The organism is Olleya sp. NP1-10 (assembly GCF_055804415.1).
This window is the reverse complement of record NZ_CM147840.1, coordinates 1,650,474-1,667,644: the sequence shown is the minus strand read 5'-3', so window position 1 is coordinate 1,667,644 and position 17,171 is coordinate 1,650,474. Positions and strand designations below refer to the sequence as shown.

Annotated in this window: 20 protein-coding genes; 5 read left to right on the top strand and 15 right to left on the bottom strand. The window is 28.3% G+C overall.

All coding sequences use genetic code 11. The annotated features are described in order from the left end of the window. Positions 1-27 precede the first annotated feature (27 nt). The 11 genes from AC0L4B_RS07685 to AC0L4B_RS07635 all read right to left on the bottom strand — a co-directional run bounded on the left by AC0L4B_RS07685 (position 28) and on the right by AC0L4B_RS07635 (position 9,427). A complete protein-coding gene (locus tag AC0L4B_RS07685; RefSeq protein ID WP_473439256.1) occupies positions 28-519 on the bottom strand; it encodes a hypothetical protein in 492 nt (163 codons plus the stop codon). A gap of 391 nt (positions 520-910) precedes the next feature. Further along, positions 911-1,219, bottom strand: a complete 309-nt coding sequence (locus tag AC0L4B_RS07680; RefSeq protein ID WP_473439255.1) for a hypothetical protein — start codon at positions 1,217-1,219, stop codon at positions 911-913. After that, positions 1,220-2,170, bottom strand: a complete 951-nt coding sequence (locus AC0L4B_RS07675; RefSeq protein WP_473439254.1) for a hypothetical protein — start codon at positions 2,168-2,170, stop codon at positions 1,220-1,222. Continuing rightward, positions 2,154-2,621, bottom strand: a complete 468-nt coding sequence (locus tag AC0L4B_RS07670) for a hypothetical protein (RefSeq protein ID WP_473439253.1) — start codon at positions 2,619-2,621, stop codon at positions 2,154-2,156. Before AC0L4B_RS07670 ends, AC0L4B_RS07675 begins: the two co-directional genes overlap by 17 nt. A 59-nt stretch (positions 2,622-2,680) precedes the next feature. Further along, a complete protein-coding gene (locus AC0L4B_RS07665; protein ID WP_473439252.1) occupies positions 2,681-3,859 on the bottom strand; it encodes a hypothetical protein in 1,179 nt (392 codons plus the stop codon). Beyond that, a complete protein-coding gene (locus tag AC0L4B_RS07660; protein WP_473439251.1) occupies positions 3,859-5,286 on the bottom strand; it encodes a type II secretion system protein GspD in 1,428 nt (475 codons plus the stop codon). The genes AC0L4B_RS07665 and AC0L4B_RS07660 overlap by 1 nt, the downstream gene beginning before the upstream one ends. A 110-nt stretch (positions 5,287-5,396) precedes the next feature. Then, entirely contained in the window at positions 5,397-5,777 is a 381-nt protein-coding gene (locus tag AC0L4B_RS07655) for a hypothetical protein (protein ID WP_473439250.1), read from the bottom strand. 2 nt (positions 5,778-5,779) lie between these two features. Beyond that, a complete protein-coding gene (locus tag AC0L4B_RS07650) occupies positions 5,780-7,192 on the bottom strand; it encodes a GspE/PulE family protein (RefSeq protein WP_473439249.1) in 1,413 nt (470 codons plus the stop codon). Then, positions 7,192-7,647: a prepilin peptidase gene (locus tag AC0L4B_RS07645; RefSeq protein WP_473439248.1), complete on the bottom strand. Its 456-nt coding sequence runs from the start codon at positions 7,645-7,647 to the stop codon at positions 7,192-7,194. Before AC0L4B_RS07645 ends, AC0L4B_RS07650 begins: the two co-directional genes overlap by 1 nt. A gap of 28 nt (positions 7,648-7,675) precedes the next feature. Continuing rightward, the gene (locus tag AC0L4B_RS07640) at positions 7,676-8,086 is read right to left on the bottom strand and encodes a type IV pilin protein (RefSeq protein WP_473439247.1); all 411 of its coding nucleotides are present in this window, start codon (positions 8,084-8,086) and stop codon (positions 7,676-7,678) included. Between the two features lie 477 nt (positions 8,087-8,563). Next, on the bottom strand, positions 8,564-9,427 hold the full coding sequence (locus AC0L4B_RS07635; protein ID WP_473439246.1) for a hypothetical protein: 864 nt from the start codon (positions 9,425-9,427) through the stop codon (positions 8,564-8,566). Positions 9,428-10,029: 602 nt separating this feature from the next. Here AC0L4B_RS07635 and AC0L4B_RS07630 point away from each other — a divergent pair. Further along, a complete protein-coding gene (locus tag AC0L4B_RS07630; RefSeq protein WP_473439245.1) occupies positions 10,030-11,007 on the top strand; it encodes a type I phosphomannose isomerase catalytic subunit in 978 nt (325 codons plus the stop codon). Between the two features lie 42 nt (positions 11,008-11,049). Here AC0L4B_RS07630 and AC0L4B_RS07625 read toward each other — a convergent pair whose 3' ends face one another. The 4 genes from AC0L4B_RS07625 to AC0L4B_RS07610 form a co-directional block, all read right to left on the bottom strand. Continuing rightward, positions 11,050-11,439, bottom strand: a complete 390-nt coding sequence (locus tag AC0L4B_RS07625) for a rhodanese-like domain-containing protein (RefSeq protein WP_473439244.1) — start codon at positions 11,437-11,439, stop codon at positions 11,050-11,052. A gap of 11 nt (positions 11,440-11,450) precedes the next feature. Beyond that, positions 11,451-11,759, bottom strand: coding sequence for a rhodanese-like domain-containing protein (locus AC0L4B_RS07620; RefSeq protein ID WP_473439243.1), 309 nt, complete (start codon positions 11,757-11,759; stop codon positions 11,451-11,453). A gap of 111 nt (positions 11,760-11,870) precedes the next feature. Further along, complete coding sequence (locus AC0L4B_RS07615; protein WP_473439242.1) at positions 11,871-12,491, bottom strand: thioredoxin family protein; 621 nt, start codon at positions 12,489-12,491, stop codon at positions 11,871-11,873. Positions 12,492-12,500: 9 nt separating this feature from the next. Next, entirely contained in the window at positions 12,501-13,052 is a 552-nt protein-coding gene (locus AC0L4B_RS07610) for a TlpA disulfide reductase family protein (protein ID WP_473439241.1), read from the bottom strand. A gap of 296 nt (positions 13,053-13,348) precedes the next feature. Between AC0L4B_RS07610 and AC0L4B_RS07605 the strand changes: the two genes are divergently transcribed. The 4 genes from AC0L4B_RS07605 to trpC all read left to right on the top strand — a co-directional run bounded on the left by AC0L4B_RS07605 (position 13,349) and on the right by trpC (position 17,167). Then, a complete protein-coding gene (locus AC0L4B_RS07605) occupies positions 13,349-14,743 on the top strand; it encodes an anthranilate synthase component I family protein (protein ID WP_473439240.1) in 1,395 nt (464 codons plus the stop codon). 81 nt (positions 14,744-14,824) lie between these two features. Next, positions 14,825-15,388, top strand: coding sequence for an anthranilate synthase component II (locus AC0L4B_RS07600; protein WP_473439239.1), 564 nt, complete (start codon positions 14,825-14,827; stop codon positions 15,386-15,388). Position 15,389: 1 nt separating this feature from the next. Continuing rightward, complete coding sequence (gene trpD / locus AC0L4B_RS07595) at positions 15,390-16,382, top strand: anthranilate phosphoribosyltransferase (protein ID WP_473439238.1); 993 nt, start codon at positions 15,390-15,392, stop codon at positions 16,380-16,382. Further along, a complete protein-coding gene (gene trpC / locus AC0L4B_RS07590) occupies positions 16,382-17,167 on the top strand; it encodes an indole-3-glycerol phosphate synthase TrpC (RefSeq protein ID WP_473439237.1) in 786 nt (261 codons plus the stop codon). The genes trpD and trpC overlap by 1 nt, the downstream gene beginning before the upstream one ends. Positions 17,168-17,171 lie beyond the last annotated feature (4 nt).

Here is a 17,171-nt window from a genome sequence, read left to right as displayed (position 1 = left end):
GCGTAACAAAATGTTACCCATAAATTGTTATAATTTTATTGGTACTTCTTTAAAATTAAAAGGTATAACACCATTCCCAAATAGTTGATCGTTATATATTAATTTTATATTATCGTTTGGAGGAATATTATTAAAATATAATAATGCTCTTTTAAAGGGTGCTACTTTAAAATTTCGCTCAAAAAGTGCTCCAGAACAAACTATGGTATCATTTGAACTAGTTATAACACTAAAATCCTTTTCGATTGAAAAGGCTAAATATTTTACTGATGATTCGTAATCTTTATGAGTATATTTTTCAAGAAGTAGATCTTCTTTATTATTTTGCTGAAACTCTATCTCAACGATTCGCTCTTTGTTATTAGCATTATAAATAGAATCAACAGTTTTTGAATCTTTGTCTTCTCCATTTTTAAGAATATAATACTGAAGAGGCACTTCGGTTGCAGTATAATTAATACCGTCAATAGATTGAATAATTCGCTTTGACTTCCAGCCAGCTTGCTGAAGATTAAACAATTTAAAATCTTCTTTTGTTTTAATAGAGTCAGTCTTATTACATGATGATAAGAAAAGAAAAGAAACTAAATAAAATAGCGAAAAATGGGATAATGATTTTTTCAGAATAATATATTAATGGTTAGTTAATAGCCATAAAATTATAAATTAAATTTTAAAAACACCATATAAAATAACAAGTTTTTTTCTAAAAAAAACAAACACCAAAACACACTGTTAATCAACAGAATACTACCTGATAGTTTTAATTATTTTATTTTGATTTTCTAATACGACTAAAATAGAATCGCTAAATGCTTTTTTTATTAATAAATCATCTATTTTTTGATTTTCTCTAGTTCTGTATAATTTATTATTTATTTTTATTAATGCAAGCTTGGTTGTCTTGTGTTTACTTTTCACAAAACCATGATACTCTATTTTCGGCCAAATTAATGTTGTTTTTTCCTTGTTTTTTTACTATAAATGGTCTTTCATTTTTAATAGTTGTTTTTCTATTAGAAGATTTAAAAGGATTTAAGTTTGTCAACTTAAGATTAAAAGTATCTTTTTTTAACAATGGTCTAATTGACCTATTAGCGCTAAATTTACTTACTTGTTCTAATTCTATTTTAGATTTATTTGTGCATTTTTTTAATACAGAAAACCAAATGACAATTAAGCATATTATTAAAATAGTATTTATTAATTTTTTTATCATTTATTGAATGATTAAAGTTCTAATGATACTGTTATCACTTACATTAGAAGCTAAATCAAAAGCTTTAACTCTCCAATAATAAGTTCCATAATTAGAAAAAGTATATTGAAATGAGTTAGTATCTACCTCTGACATATTTACTATACTATTAAAACTTATATCAGAAGCAATTTCTATTATATTAAAAATATCTGACTGTACACTACCTGTATCTGTCCCATTTAACCAATTAAATGTTACAGTTAAACTAGACACATTTTCTTGATCTAGAGGTGATACTAATGACGGTTGATTGGGTTGGGTTGTGTCTAAAAAGATTGAACGCTCTGAAAAAGATGTTTCAGATGTACTATTTATAGCTTTTATACTCCACAAATATTCAGCATCTTCATCTAATTGGCTATTATTTAGAGTGAAATTTGTATCTGTTATATTACTTTGTTGTAAAACAGTTTGTTGTCCACCTAAGTTTTTAATTAAATCTAAATGATAATAATCTGCACTTGATATCCCATCCCATGTCAAAATGATATTTGTACTATTAGTATAAAAATCTTCTGAAGGTGTTGATAACACTATATTTTGGTTACTTAAATCTTCTGAGGATTGAACATCAAAATTTACAGGAAAATTATATGTAGTTTGATAAGCAAAGTTTTCTCCTTTAATTCTCCATTGATAAGATCCTGGATTAAGGTTATAAGCAAATTGATTTGCTGTTATTAATGAGTCAACTAGTTTAATTTGCAAGTCATTAATTATTTGAATTCTATAATTATCCGCACCATCTAAAACTTGCCAAGAAAAAACTACAGTATTACCTTGATTAATGTAACCTTCAATAGGACTTATAATTTGAACAGAATCATTAGTGATATCTTCTTCCAATATATCATCACAAGAGAAACAAATAATAGCAATAATAAATATCAATTTATTTAGATTTTTCATAGTTCTGTAAAATTATAGTTAATATAAGGTTTGTTGTCTTTGTTCTGTAATCTTTTTTGGCATTTAAGTTGGCACTTACAACTCTTGAATCTTTAAATTTTTTTTCAATTTTATAAAATAGCGTTATTAAATCTTCATAGTTACCTTCTAATTCTATTTTATTTGTATATACTAAAAAGTCTTCATTAGAATATAAGTGGACATCACTTACATTTATTACATCAATGTTTTGACCTTCTTTAGTTATAAAATCAAATACTTTTTGTTGAACTTGTTCTGGTTTTATTGAGTTTCCTCCAATTAAATTATCTAAATACTTTACTTCATTTTTAACCAAATACAACTCCTTGAAAGAACTACTGGTTTTAGCTAGATTCCTTTCAACTAAATTAAGTTGCTTTTTAGCTTCAATAGTATCTTTAAATGTTTTTTTATATGAAGCTAAAAGCAATAGCAAAAAACATATTATTACTGCTATAAACTTTTTTTGTATGTTAGGTTTTTAAACATTTATATTTTTATTTCTAAAGTAAACATATTCCTATTTTGCATACCTTGTGAGTAATCCAAAATATCTATTTTTTTAACCCAATCAAAAGTTTTTAGTTGGGCAAACCAAAAATTAAATATATCATCCTTTAACGCCTCTCCTGTGACTTTAATTGTATTATTATTAAAAACAACCTCTTCGTTAGGCCTTGTTTTATTGATAGGTGGTATTACAACAATTGTCTTTAAAATAATATTCTTATCTACCGTGTTTGTTATATCAGCAAAATATTTCGTTATAAAATTTGAATTATTAATACCACTTTTTTCAAAAATTATCTCTTTTAGTTGCAAATCCTTTTTTACTTGTTCTAGTTCGTTAGCGGTCTGAACAGATAAATTATACGTTGTATCCTTTTGTAATAAATCTTCTAAATATAACTTTTGAAGGATATGACTAATAAATAACAAAACCATTAATACCAATAATGCGGTGTAACCAGCAATTTTAAAGCGTTTTTTAAATAAATATTGTGATCTATTAAAATTTAAAAAACTAGTATCAAATTGTAAAAATTGATTAGGAAATTTATAATCTAAAACTGAAGCTATTAATGGTAGTTCTGAGTTATTATAGGTGTCATCATTAACTTTTAAAGTTTCAACTTTATGCGCTTTAGTATTGAAAGCAATTATTTCTTGCCTATCAATATTTACCTGATAACGATCAGAAGAAATGGTGTTATTTTTAAAAATTTGACTAAGATTACATAAAACAAAAGGACCAACAGTAATATATACTACAAATTTATCTTTACTATTTAATTGCAACAAATAATTATCTACGTGAGATTTTCTTATGACAGATGAGCATATTAAATCCGTTTGATGTAATTCGTAAAAATAAAAATCATCAGAATTAGCATTAAAAATAATTTCTTTTCTATACCCCTTAATATTATCGGTTAACTTATTAATAATATCATCTCCCTCAAAATGAAGAATAATAGGATAATCCTTATCAAGCTTTTCTAAACAAGAGTTAAAGTCAGCGTATTTTACCCTGCTTACAATTGTTAAATCATTATTCTCAAACTTTACCAGTATTAAATTAAATTGACTTATTTCATTAAAAATTGAAATGCCTATAACATAAAATGATTCTGTATTAATTTTAATATTTTTAAATCTTTCAAACATTAATAAGTAACCGTTGGTTTAATAAAAATATGAAGTTTTGCCTTTTCTTTTCTTTTCTTTCGTCCACTAAACAACCACTTTATTACTGGGATTCTTGCTAAAAACGGAGTTCCAGTTCCTGAGTTTTCCTTTTCCAACTCATCAAGACCTCCTAGAAGAATCATCTCATTATTCTTTACTCTTATCATAGATTCAAATTGCTGTGTAGCTTTTCCTGGAGGCGCATTTTCTCCTGCACGACCTAGAAACGAGCTTCGCTCAACTTTTATAGTCAAAGTTACATTTTCATCTTTAGATACAAAAGGCTTGATGTTAATAGCTAAATTTGCCTCCGTTGATTTCCATGTTCCTGATTGTAATATATTATTATTTATATTTCCTGTTAAAAGTTGATTACTTTGCTCAAAATAATAACTAGTTTCTCCAATAGTAGAGCTAGCTTCATGTCCATTTTGTGTAACTAACCTAGGTGTAGAAGATGTCTTTATTAATGAGTTATTTTCTAAAAAACTAAGGTTTAAATAAAACTGATCTGTTACTTTACCTAGATTGACAATTCCTAACCCATTAAATGCATCTATTAAACCATTGACTGAGGTTGAATTTAAATTAACATCTCCTGAAGGAAACAAAACTCCTGAAGTTGTCCTTTCGTTTTTGTCCAATCCTGCTTGCATTCCTGTTTGAATTTCATAAGATTTTTGATATTGAACAATAATAACTTCTATTTGTACATTTGGCACTACACGATCAATTTGAAAAATATAATCTCTAAATTCTTGAATATGATTTTTTGAGCCTGCAACAACAAAACCATTTAATTCTATAAATTCTTTTACTTCAAGATTTTCTGTGACAGATTTAGGTAAAGATGCTCTAACGGATTCTATTGACCTATTTTCTAATTGAACTAGTTCTGTGGTCCTTAACCCTTCTGTTTTGTGTTCGCCAATAAGATAAAGGTCTTCTACTTTTTTGTATGTATATTTTTCACCTTTAAAAAGGTGGTCTAACAAATTATCAAAAGTAATACTATTGGCTACTAAAGTAGTTTTTACCCCTTCAGGAGTATTATACATAAAAAAATTAATATTTAACTTTTCTGCAGCATCAGTTATCATATCTGACGCATCAGCCTCATATGCTTTAATATTTAGAAAACCTTGTTTATTTGTTTGTATACTAAAACTTCCTGGGTCACCTTTAATATAATCTTTTATTAAAGCTTTTTTGCCTTTCCTACTTGTACCGCTTACCTTAGGTACTTTAGTTATTGAATTATCATTTTCTAAATAATAATTATCATTTTCATCTTTTGTTAGGATTAGTTTGTTGGATTTTGCAAACATTTCCATAACCTGATCAAAAGGTCTATTTAAAATATAAGATGATACTTTTTTTGTTTTTACATCAGGTGCTAAAACCACGTTCTTTTTTGAGGCGTCAGTTATTGCCTGAGTTACACTAGGTAAAGAGTCGTTTTTTAATTTTAAGGATAAAAACCCATTACTTTCATTAAAGTTAACATCTATAATCTTTATTGGTTTTGGTTTTTCGACAACTTTTTCTTCCTTTTTTTATTAAAAGTTAAAATACTATTTTGCAAATCAACTTCTAATTGATATTTCTGAATTAAAAATAAAAATACATCCTTAACAGTCACATCAAAAAAATTACCACTAACAATTTGATTCAATTCTGTATCAACACTTACATTTAATTCATGCTCCTCTGCTAGAGTTGTTAAAAAATCATATAAAGTAAGTCCAGTTAAATCAATCCTAACAGCATCATTTAAACCTACTTTAGTTTTTGCTAATTCTTCAATTTTATTGGAATAATCCTGATTATTATTTTGAGAAAAACTGATCTGAAATACAAGTACAAGTAATATTGATAAAATTATTTTTTTAGTCATAATTATGATTTAATAAGCAAAGGATAAATTTCATCTAAACTGGTAACACCCTTGGCAAACAAATTAAAGGCTTTATCAGATAACCGGTTATTTTTAAGAAAATCAGATTCCTCAAGTGTGTTGTTTTTTATAGCATTTGCAACTTCTATATCAATTGGCAAAACTTCATATATAGCTTTTCTTCCTCTATAACCAGTATGAAAACATTGGTCACAACCAACTGCCACATGATGTGTTTTAATTTTTACTGGTAAATTAAAAGAAATTGGAAAATCCGATGTGTCAATATTTTTTTCTTGCTTACAAGTCTCACACAAAATTCTAACTAATCGTTGTGCTACAGAAATATTAATAGTTTCTGAAATTAAAAAAGAAGGAACACCCATATCATTTAATCTAGAAATAGTACCTATTGCAGAGTTTGTATGTATAGTAGACAATACTAAATGCCCAGTTAATGAGGCTCTGATTGCCATTTGTGCGGTTTCACCATCTCTTATTTCTCCTAACATAATAATATCTGGGTCTTGTCGTAAAAAAGACCTTAGTGCTGAAGCAAATGTTAATCCTATATTCTCTTTAAGTTGTACTTGATTTATGCCATTTAATGTGTATTCTATAGGGTCTTCAACAGTTACAATATTTCTTTTTATGTTATTTAAATATTTTAATGTACCATATAAAGTAGTTGTTTTACCTGAACCAGTGGGACCACTAATTAAAACAATACCATTAGTTTTTTTAACAGCTTCTAAGTAAATTTTTAATTCGTCCTTCTCAAAACCTAAATCATCTAAATTTAAATGAGAAGCATCTCTACCCAAAATTCTCATAACCACTTTTTCACCATGATGTGTTGGTAATATAGACACTCTAATGTCAAAATCATCATACTCAATTCTCCCATCCTGTGGCAATCTCTTTTCTGTAATATCAAGATTGGATTTAATTTTTATTTGATTAATTAATTCTAAGTAGTGATCTTTTTTAATATGATTTTTTTCAATTAAATGACCATCAATTCTTAACCTTACTCTAACACTTTCTTCGTAAATCTCTATATGTATATCACTTGCATCAATATTTTTAGCTTCGAAAATTAAATTTTCAAGAAAATCATTACCATAATTAACAGCACTAATTTTAGAAGTGGTTTTTCTATAATATACAGATAAAGCTTTTTTTATTTCAGAAGAAGTTTTAGTCTCTAAAAAAATAGTTTTATTGATTAGAAGTTTTAACTCAGATTTAATTGCATTAACTTCATCTTTTTTTAATTCATCAATAAAAAAAACACATTCCGATTCTGTTACACTTTTAGGTATAATAGAAAAATGATTAGCAATATCAGAACTTATAGATTGTTGTAATGAGATACTTAATTGTAAAGAAGTTTCTGTGTTGTTGACTGACATTAAGCGAAGAAAGTTGTTTTAAATATTATATTACAAAGTTTAGACCCAATTAAAAAAAGCGACATATAACCCGCTAGAGGGATTGTTTTTTCGTTTTTTACATTATTTGAAATTAAATGTAGTAATAACGAAAATATTAAACTTGAAATAAAGAATCCAATATAGGACTTTAAATTAAAAAGTGGAGATAAAGCAACAAAAAAAACAACATCTCCCAATCCTAACATAGTATCTATTGGATTAATAAAATGTCTTTCTTTTAATGAAAAATATAATATGAGCCCAAATATATTTATGGCTACAAAACCTATATTAAATAAAATCATGATCCAATTCAAGTTTGCACTAAATATGTTGATTACAGCAGATATAACGAAAACTGTAAGTGGTAAAACAAAATGAATCGTTCTATTTTTTATATCTTGATATAAAATTAAAAACAATATTAATATCAATGAAAGATATAGTAGTTTTATGGTCAAATTAATCTTTTATAATTTCTTTTAAAACTCTATTTTGATCAATCTGCCATGTATTAAAAACACCATCGCCATCAAAATCTTGAAGCGAAGTCGCAGTAGCCTTGAAACTATTAAGTGAGGATTCTATAATTTCTATTTTATAAACAGCTTGACCACCTTTATCTATAGTTAAAGATTGTTCAAAGCCCAAATCTTCAAAATCTTGTGTATATTTAGAATATCTATAGAAATAACTTTTTTCTAAACCATGGACCATACTAAGCATATTTTGTGCTTCAAGTGACTTCGCTGAAGTTACTATTGATGTTTGATTAGGTGTTACAATATAAATAAGAATACCAATAATACATAAAACAACAAGGATCTCTTGAAGTGAATAAGCATTTAAATATTTTAGTTTTTTCTTTTTCAAGATGTTTTTTTGTTTGAAACGCTATTTCTTTTAATTAGAAAAACATTTTTAGATTTAGAATATAAATTTAGAATATAAATTACTTTAACCAAAAAAATATTAATAAAAATAACTTTAAACTTATTTAATGATATAAAAAACTCACCCTTATGATTTTCAAAACCTCTGATACTCCACAAAAACGTTGTAAATAAAACATTTAAATCGTTTTTTTTATGACTTAAAAGATGAATCCCTCAATTAAATTTGTCTGCGACTAGTGCCAATATAAATTTTTATAAATGTAGAAAAACTAAAGAACATCTTACATACTTGTAAAAGCTTTTTCTTTTTTTATTCACTCTACAATATATTTAAGCAATACTCAATTAAACATGTATTAATAAACCTCTATTTTATACTAAAAGGCTTCTATTTGAATTTGCACATACACAATAATTCTCTCGTCACAGACGAGCGTTAGCTGAAAATCATCACTTAAAATTTGTTTTTTAATTTCAAATAAATTGTCTCATAAAAATTATCTTCCATAAGACTTCCATGACAAGTTCTTATCATTAAAGGGAGCTTTATTAGTTTTTTTATTACATCTAAATCTTCTTTATCAATTTTAGATTCATCAAATTTATTAATTTTAAAAAGCGCTTCCATTGCATACATTCTTCCCTCAGGGTTAAAACCTATTAGGATATTCTTAATCAAATCTATTCTATTTTTTTTAATTAGTTTTTCAATTGCCTGTCTGCCTGCTGGTTTTTTATCATTACCATAACAAACTGTACCAAAATCATAATTTTTACTAAAATCAATTAATAATTCATATTCCTCTCTTGTTTCATCATCTAATTTTACAGGCGTAAGCTCACCTGAATAATTACTTACTTTACTTTTAAAATCATTAATTAACTCAAAATTCCTGTATTCAAAATATAAATACTTATTACCTTCTTTTTCTAATAAGTTCCAGTTTTTAAGTATATCTGCTAAATATTTATTGGTTTTAACTTTTTCTTTTAGTATGGCAGTATTTGTTTGATTAAATGAAAAATTTAAATAAAATATAGTATCCTTTTTTACACAAAGAGTGATATGAGTTGATGTAACATCTCCATATTGAGATGCTTCATTTTTTTTGTTATTAATCCAAAGCAAACTTTTTTCGAAAACATTAATGTTTTGAACCGTCTTTAAAAAACAAGAATAACTGTAGTTATCTGATTCTAAAAAGTTAGACAGTTCTATTATGTTACTTACATCTTTATCACTAATATCTTGACTAACTACAAATTGAATAAAAAATATTGATAAAAAATAGAATATATTTTTAAAATTGTTTTTCATATCTATACATAATTAAATCAACTATTATACCAATAGTTGATTACTTAAATTTATCCTATTGCTAGCGCTCGTCTGTGACGAGTGCCAATATAGATTTTTATAAATGTAGAAAAACTAAAAAAATCATCTTAAATATCTGTAAAAGCTTTCTGATTTATTTTCTTACTCAAGACGTCACTCGTCACAGACGATCACTAGCTAGGGGAATAACTACGCTTTAGCTAACTAATCTGAATTATAGTAGGATTAAGCCTCGGCTCACAAGGTGAGCAAGCTTTATGTCTCCGGAAAGCCTTGATTGACGGCGCTCCATTTTGAGGCATCGAAAATATCAATATAGATTAAGTAGCGCTTTGATGCTTTTTCGAAACTAAAAAAGATAAGTTAAAAGTGGGTTGTCTTTAACCAGCTTTTAATCGAAAACCCAAGAAAAGAATAAACGTATAGAAAGCCCTTTGGTTACTTGTTTAGACGAGAGTTCGATTCTCTCCGACTCCACAAAAAACGCGACAAATAAATTATTCATAGCGTTTTTCAGTGAAAAATAATGATATTTACACCACAACTTTAACAAATGATATTTTCAAATTAATAAATCTAAAATGAAATTATATCCCTTAACTTTTAATCCTGTCTATAGCTATCGTATTTGGGGAGGAGATAAACTAAAAACAGTTTTAAATAAATCCTATACACAAGATAGTATTGGTGAATCTTGGGAAATATCAGACGTTAAAGACAACGAAACGGTTGTAAGTAATGGTTACTTAGAAGGTAAAACTTTAAAAGATTTAATTAAAACTTATAAAGCCGATTTTGTTGGACAAAAGGTTTACAATGCTTTTGGTTACGATTTTCCTTTATTAATAAAATTTATAGATGCTAAGACACCATTATCCATTCAAGTACATCCAAGTAATGAGCTGGCTAAAGACAGACATGACTCATTTGGAAAAAATGAAATGTGGTATGTCATGCAGGCTGAAAAGGATGCGGAATTAATTATTGGTTTTAATCAAGATGTAAAAAAAGACCAATACATCAATAATCTTGAAAACAATACTTTAAACAAGATTTTAAATATTGAAACTGTTACTTCTGGAGACACATTTTATATTCCTACGGGACGTGTACACGCTATTGGAGCTGGTGTTTTATTAGCCGAAATACAACAAACTTCAAATATCACTTACCGAATTTATGATTATGATAGAGTTGATAAAAAAACAGGAGAAAAAAGAGAATTACATACAGACTTAGCATTAGATGCTATTGATTATAATGTTTACGACAATTACAAAACTAATTATAAAGTTAAAACTAATACACCTAGTCCTTTAGTTAAATCTCCATATTTTGAAACCAATATTATTGAACTTAATAAGACTATAACAAGAGACCTAACCGCTTTGGATTCGTTTGTAATTTATATGTGTGTCGAAGGAGAGGTTATTTTTAAAACTAAAAATGACACTACGGATTATAATCTTAAAATGGGACAAACCATTATCATACCTGCTTGTATTAACCATATCACTATTCAAACAAAAGCAGCTAAACTAATAGAAGTCTATTTATAATATTGCTAAAAAAATCCCAACCTGAATTAGATTGGGATTTTTTTATTTTTTATAAGGCAAACCTTCATGTTGCCATCGGGAAAACCCACCTTGCATATCATATATTTTTTTAAAGCCTAAGTCAATCATTTTTTTTGCACACTTGGCACTTCTACCGCCTTTTTCACAATATAACAAGACAGGTTTTTCTTTATCTAACGTCATGATATCGCTTTCAAAAGTTGGAGACATAAAGTCTATATTTTGGGCTTCAGCAATATATCCTTCTTTATATTCGGCATCTGTCCTAACATCTACTAATTGCACTGTATCCAATTGCAATAAAGTTTGCATCTCCTCTGGAGACACCATTTTTATTTCGCCTTCAATCTCTTCTTTACAACTAAAAACTAATAAAACCATTAGGCTTAATAATAGTGATACTTTTTTCATAATTAAAAAATTTATTCAACGTCTCCTGTCCACTCATTAAATCCTCCTAAAAGGTTATAAGTTTTCTCAAAACCTAATTCATTCATTATATTACATGCTTGTGCACTTCTACCTCCTGACCTACAATATACATAAAAGCTTTTAGACTTATCCAAAGCATCTACCTCATATACAAACCCTTGACCTTTATAAATATCTATATGTAGCGTGTTTGGTATTTTACCTTCGGCTACCTCTGCTGCTGTTCTAACATCTAGAATTACTGCATTTTCATCTTCTTTTAATTGGTTTACCCAATCCATTTGTGTTAAATCTGCCATTTCAATATACGGTTAATTTGGTGTCAAAATTAAGGTTTCTTTAATAGATAGACGTAAAAAAATCCGAAATGTTACATTTCGGATTTCATTTAAATATCAATCTCAATTATATTATACCTTAATTGAGCAACCTATAGCTTTAGTTTCTTTAACTTTAATTTCTCTACCTGTTAATAGTGCATCAATAGCATCTTCTACATATTTGTTTTTTACCTGACTTGCATCTTGATAATTGTCATCAATAGCACCAATGTATTTTACAATATTACCTGCTTTTGTTTTTTCTAGTATGTATATGTGTGGTGTTTTTGTCGCACCATATTGTGGATAGATATCTTGTCCAGCATCTAATAAATAAGGAAATGTAAACCCTTTTTGATCTGCTCTTTTTTGCATGGCTTGTAAATTATCTCCTGGCTTTACTTTTACATTATTTGGCATAATAGCGACAACAGGATATCCTTTTGAAGCATATTTTTTATTTAACGCCTCTATTCTATCCTCATATGCCACAGCATATGGACAAGTGTTACATGTAAATGTGATTATAAATCCTTTAGAGTCTTCAAAATCTGATAAAGACATCATTTTCCCATCTATATTTTTTAGCTTAAAATCGGTTGCAACATCTCCAATTTTATAACCTGATTTTTCTTTTTCTGTTTTGGTAGTAAATGCGCTAACAGCTACTAATACTATTATTGCAATTGTAATTTGGATTACTTTTTTCATTGTATGAAATTATTTTAAGAATGTTTTTAATGTAGTTTCTAAATCGTTGTAATCAAAAGACTGTTCGTAAAACTCAGATTTTTCACTATTGTAAATTAACGTTGCAGGTATTGCTCCTGACCAGTCTTTATTTACTTTAGGTATCCATGTGTTTGAATCAACATCGTTTAATAAGACAACTTCACTTTGTAATGTATTGTCTTTCAAGAATAACTTTAATCTTGTGTCAATTTGCTTCGGAAAATCTAAACTAACCAGAATGACTTCTACATTTTCTAAAGCATACTCAGTATTGATTTTCTCAAAATAAGGTAATTCTTTAACGCATGGAGCACACCACGTCGCCCAAAAATTAACAACATAAGTTTTGCTTTTATCTTTAGTTTTTAGATAATCTTCAAACTGTTTGTAATTAAAAATTTTAAACTGTTTACTAATGGACTTACTCTCACTAGGCTCAACATTAATATATTCACCCTTAGTAGATTGAGTGATTTTTACAGATTGTGCTTTACTAACAAAAGACACTGTAGCTAATAAAATTATAATAAAATATCTCATACAGTAAATTTAATAAATAATTAAATACAAAAAACATTTGAAAACTAAAATTTGATTTATATCTTTGAACTTTACAATAATTATGAACACAATTTTAAATCATACTTGGTGGTGGAACTCTCGAAACTCAATATTCGTGAACTAACGCTATTCGTATTATTTAAATATCTATACAAAAAAAGCTTGTCAGTCACGACAAGCTTTTTTTGTTATATTCTGAACATAATAAAAATATATCAACCAACAATTAACGTCTCTATAGAAGAGAATATAAAGGAAAAAATAAGACCTAAAAAATGAAAACATTTAGTCTATACACCCACTACAAAAAAATATTAGCCGATACCATCACACCTGTAAGTATCTACTTAAAGATTCGGGATAAATTTCCTAACAGTATATTACTTGAGAGTAGCGATTATCATGCTAACGACAACAGTTTTTCATATATCTGTTTTAATCCAATAGCTTCGATTAAGGTTGACGACACCTCAATTACTCAAAAATTTCCTGATGGAAGTGAAATGAAAAATAAAGTCCGTAATGTGACGGAAATGATTCATAAATTCACAAAAAGGTTTAAAGTCAAATCTGAAAAAGAATTCAAATTTATTAATAACGGAATTTTTGGTTATACAGCTTATGATGCGGTTAAACATTTTGAAGATATCGAAATCACAAAAAAACCAGATTCGTTAGACATACCAGATGTATATTATGCAGTATACCAAAACATTATTGCTATAAATCATTTTAAAAACGAAGCTTATATTTTTGCTCATTGTTTTGAAACAGAAAATAACATTGACGAAATATTACAACTTATAAAGTCTAAAAACTTTGCGTCTTATAATTTTAAAACAGACTCTGATATTAGTTCTAATTTAACAGATGATGAATATAAATCACATGTAGAATTAGCAAAAAAACACTGTGCAAGAGGAGATGTCTTTCAATTAGTATTATCTAAAAAATTCTCACAAGGTTTTAAAGGCGACGAATTTAATGTGTATCGTGCTTTACGTAGCATCAACCCATCACCATATTTATTTTATTTTGACTACGGAAATTTTAAAATCTTTGGTAGTAGTCCAGAAGCACAGTTGGTCGTTAACAAAGGTCAAGCCGAAATACATCCCATTGCAGGAACTTTTAGAAGGACTGGTAATGATGAAGAAGATCAAGTATTAGCAAAAAAATTAGCTGAAGACGTTAAAGAAAATGCAGAGCATGTTATGTTAGTTGACTTAGCACGTAACGACTTAAGTAGGCATGGAAGTCAAGTTAAAGTAGTAACCTATCGTGAAGCTCAGTTTTTCTCTCATGTTATACATTTAGTTAGTAAAGTTACTGGTAAAGTGCATAAAAACACACCAACAATGCAAGTAGTTGCAGATACATTTCCTGCAGGAACGCTAAGTGGTGCACCAAAACACAAAGCCATGCAACTTATTGAAAAATACGAAAAAACAAGTCGCTCCTTTTATGGAGGCGCTATAGGATTTATGGACTTTGACGGTAATTATAATCATGCGATAATGATTAGGACATTTATGAGTAAAAACCACCAACTACATTGGCAAGCTGGTGCAGGATTGGTCTCTAAATCTGTTCCAGAAAACGAGCTTCAAGAAGTATATAATAAACTTGGAGCTTTGACTAATGCTATACAATTGGCCGAACAGATTTAAGTTTCTAAAACATAAATTGACAAAAAAAATAAATCGTAAAAACCCCTAAGTTTCCGTTAAACGGAAATTAAAAAAAGAAAAATGAAAGTATTAGTAATAGACAACTACGATAGCTTTACATATAATTTAGTTCATTATCTTGAAGATTTAAATTGCGAAGTTACTGTCAAACGTAATGACAAACTAACTTTAGATGAAGTGGATGCTTTTCAAAAAATAGTATTATCACCTGGTCCTGGTATACCTGATGAAGCTGGTTTATTAAAACAAATAATAAAAACCTATGCGCCTACTAAAAGTATTTTAGGGGTTTGTTTAGGTCAACAAGCAATTGGTGAAGTATTTGGAGGTTCCCTTATAAATCTAGAACACGTTTATCATGGTATTGCAACAGACGTTAATATAACTGTTGATGATGAAGTGTTATTTAAAAACATGGACAAAACCATTGAGGTTGGTCGTTATCATTCATGGGTTGTTGATGCCAATTTACCAGACCAATTAGAAGCAACTTCCTTTGACAGTAACGGTCAAGTCATGTCTTTAAGACATAAAGTTTATGATGTTAGAGGTGTGCAATACCATCCTGAAAGTGTACTAACACCTAAAGGAAAACAAATTTTAGAAAACTGGATTAATAGTTAATATGAAACAAATACTAAATAGATTAATAAATCAAGAAAGCATCTCTACAGAAGAAGCTAAATTATTATTAGTTAATATTTCTGAAGGAGCTTACAACCAAAGTCAAATTGCATCCTTTTTAACTGTTTACATGATGCGAAGCATTACCATTGAAGAACTTCAAGGATTTAGAGACGCCTTATTAGAACTTTGTATATCAGTAAATTTATCAGATTTTAATGCTATTGATTTATGTGGTACAGGAGGTGATGGTAAAGATACGTTTAACATATCTACATTATCTTCATTTATTACTGCAGGAGCTGGTGTTAAAGTAGCCAAGCATGGTAATTACGGAGTTTCATCTGCATCAGGATCTTCAAATGTTATGGAAGAATTAGGAGTTAATTTCACTAATAACATAGACACGCTAAAACAAAGCATAGACCAAGCAGGTATTTGCGTAATGCATGCGCCTTTGTTTCATCCAGCTATGAAAAACGTAGCTCCTATCCGAAGAGAACTTGGTGTAAAAACCTTTTTTAATATGCTAGGACCAATGGTAAATCCAGCATTTCCTAAAAATCAAATGGTTGGTGTTTTTAATTTAGAGTTACAGCGTATTTATGGATATTTATATCAAAACACAGATAGTAACTATAGTATCGTACATGCGTTGGATGGTTATGATGAAATTTCATTAACCGGAAAAACAAAAATCATTACTAATAATTCAGAGACTATGTTAAGTCCCTCAGATCTTGGTGTCGAACAAATTGAACAATCTGAAATTTTTGGAGGCTCAACGGTTAAAGAAGCTGCTAAAATTTTCAAAAAGATAATCACAGGTAAAGGTACCGAAGCACAAAACAATGTAGTCTGTGCAAATGCTGGTTTAGCAATCGCAACGGTAAATAAAATTTCGCATCAAGAAGGATTTCAACTAGCAAAAGAAAGTTTAGAAAACGGAAAAGCAAAAGCTAGCTTACAAAAACTGATAGATCTAAGTAAATAATGGACATACTAACCAAAATAGTAAATGACAAACGCATTGAGGTTAACTTGCGTAAGCAACTAATACCTATCAAACAACTAGAACACTCTATATTGTTTGAACGCGAAACAGTTTCACTTGCAAAAAAATTAAAAAACAGTACTTCAGGTATCATTGCTGAGCACAAAAGACGTTCACCCTCAAAACAAGTTATTAATCACGATTTAAATGTCTTTGATGTTGTTAAAGGTTATCAAGATGCTGGTGTTTGCGGAATGTCTGTTTTAACAGACGGTAAATATTTTGGAGGAAGTCTAGATGATTTACTAACTGCAAGAGCTAGTAGTAATTTACCTTTATTAAGAAAAGAGTTTATTATAGACAGTTATCAAATTATTGAAGCCAAAGCTTATGGTGCAGATGTTATTTTATTAATTGCAGCAATATTAACCAGAGAAGAAATAAAGATATTTTCTGAACTAGCAAAAAGTCTAAATCTAGATGTGCTTTTAGAAGTTCATAATGAAGCTGAATTACATAAATCAATAATGCCAAGTCTTGACATGCTTGGTGTTAATAATCGTAATCTAAAAACCTTTGAGGTTAGTTTAGAGACTAGTAAACAATTAAGCGATTTAATACCTAACGATTTTGTTAAAGTATCAGAAAGCGGAATAAGCAATATAGAAGCCATAAAAACATTACAACCTTATGGTTATAAAGGATTTTTAATTGGTGAAAATTTTATGAAAACTGAAAACGCTGGTGAAAGTGCCAAACAATTTATCCAAACATTAAACAACTAAGACT

What these genes read in the sequence shown, in the direction of transcription:
- AC0L4B_RS07625 (WP_473439244.1), bottom strand. Translation starts at nt 11,439, where the DNA reads ATGAAAAAAGTATCACTATTATTAAGCCTAATGGTTTTATTAGTTTTT.
- AC0L4B_RS07600 (WP_473439239.1), top strand. Translation starts at nt 14,825, where the DNA reads ATGAAAGTATTAGTAATAGACAACTACGATAGCTTTACATATAATTTA.
- AC0L4B_RS07630 (WP_473439245.1), top strand. Translation starts at nt 10,030, where the DNA reads ATGAAATTATATCCCTTAACTTTTAATCCTGTCTATAGCTATCGTATT.
- AC0L4B_RS07635 (WP_473439246.1), bottom strand. Translation starts at nt 9,427, where the DNA reads ATGAAAAACAATTTTAAAAATATATTCTATTTTTTATCAATATTTTTT.
- AC0L4B_RS07620 (WP_473439243.1), bottom strand. Translation starts at nt 11,759, where the DNA reads ATGGCAGATTTAACACAAATGGATTGGGTAAACCAATTAAAAGAAGAT.
- AC0L4B_RS07605 (WP_473439240.1), top strand. Translation starts at nt 13,349, where the DNA reads ATGAAAACATTTAGTCTATACACCCACTACAAAAAAATATTAGCCGAT.
- trpD (WP_473439238.1), top strand. Translation starts at nt 15,390, where the DNA reads ATGAAACAAATACTAAATAGATTAATAAATCAAGAAAGCATCTCTACA.
- AC0L4B_RS07675 (WP_473439254.1), bottom strand. Translation starts at nt 2,170, where the DNA reads ATGAAAAATCTAAATAAATTGATATTTATTATTGCTATTATTTGTTTC.
- AC0L4B_RS07650 (WP_473439249.1), bottom strand. Translation starts at nt 7,192, where the DNA reads ATGTCAGTCAACAACACAGAAACTTCTTTACAATTAAGTATCTCATTA.
- AC0L4B_RS07655 (WP_473439250.1), bottom strand. Translation starts at nt 5,777, where the DNA reads ATGACTAAAAAAATAATTTTATCAATATTACTTGTACTTGTATTTCAG.
- AC0L4B_RS07610 (WP_473439241.1), bottom strand. Translation starts at nt 13,052, where the DNA reads ATGAGATATTTTATTATAATTTTATTAGCTACAGTGTCTTTTGTTAGT.
- AC0L4B_RS07615 (WP_473439242.1), bottom strand. Translation starts at nt 12,491, where the DNA reads ATGAAAAAAGTAATCCAAATTACAATTGCAATAATAGTATTAGTAGCT.
- AC0L4B_RS07680 (WP_473439255.1), bottom strand. Translation starts at nt 1,219, where the DNA reads ATGATAAAAAAATTAATAAATACTATTTTAATAATATGCTTAATTGTC.
- trpC (WP_473439237.1), top strand. Translation starts at nt 16,382, where the DNA reads ATGGACATACTAACCAAAATAGTAAATGACAAACGCATTGAGGTTAAC.
- AC0L4B_RS07665 (WP_473439252.1), bottom strand. Translation starts at nt 3,859, where the DNA reads ATGTTTGAAAGATTTAAAAATATTAAAATTAATACAGAATCATTTTAT.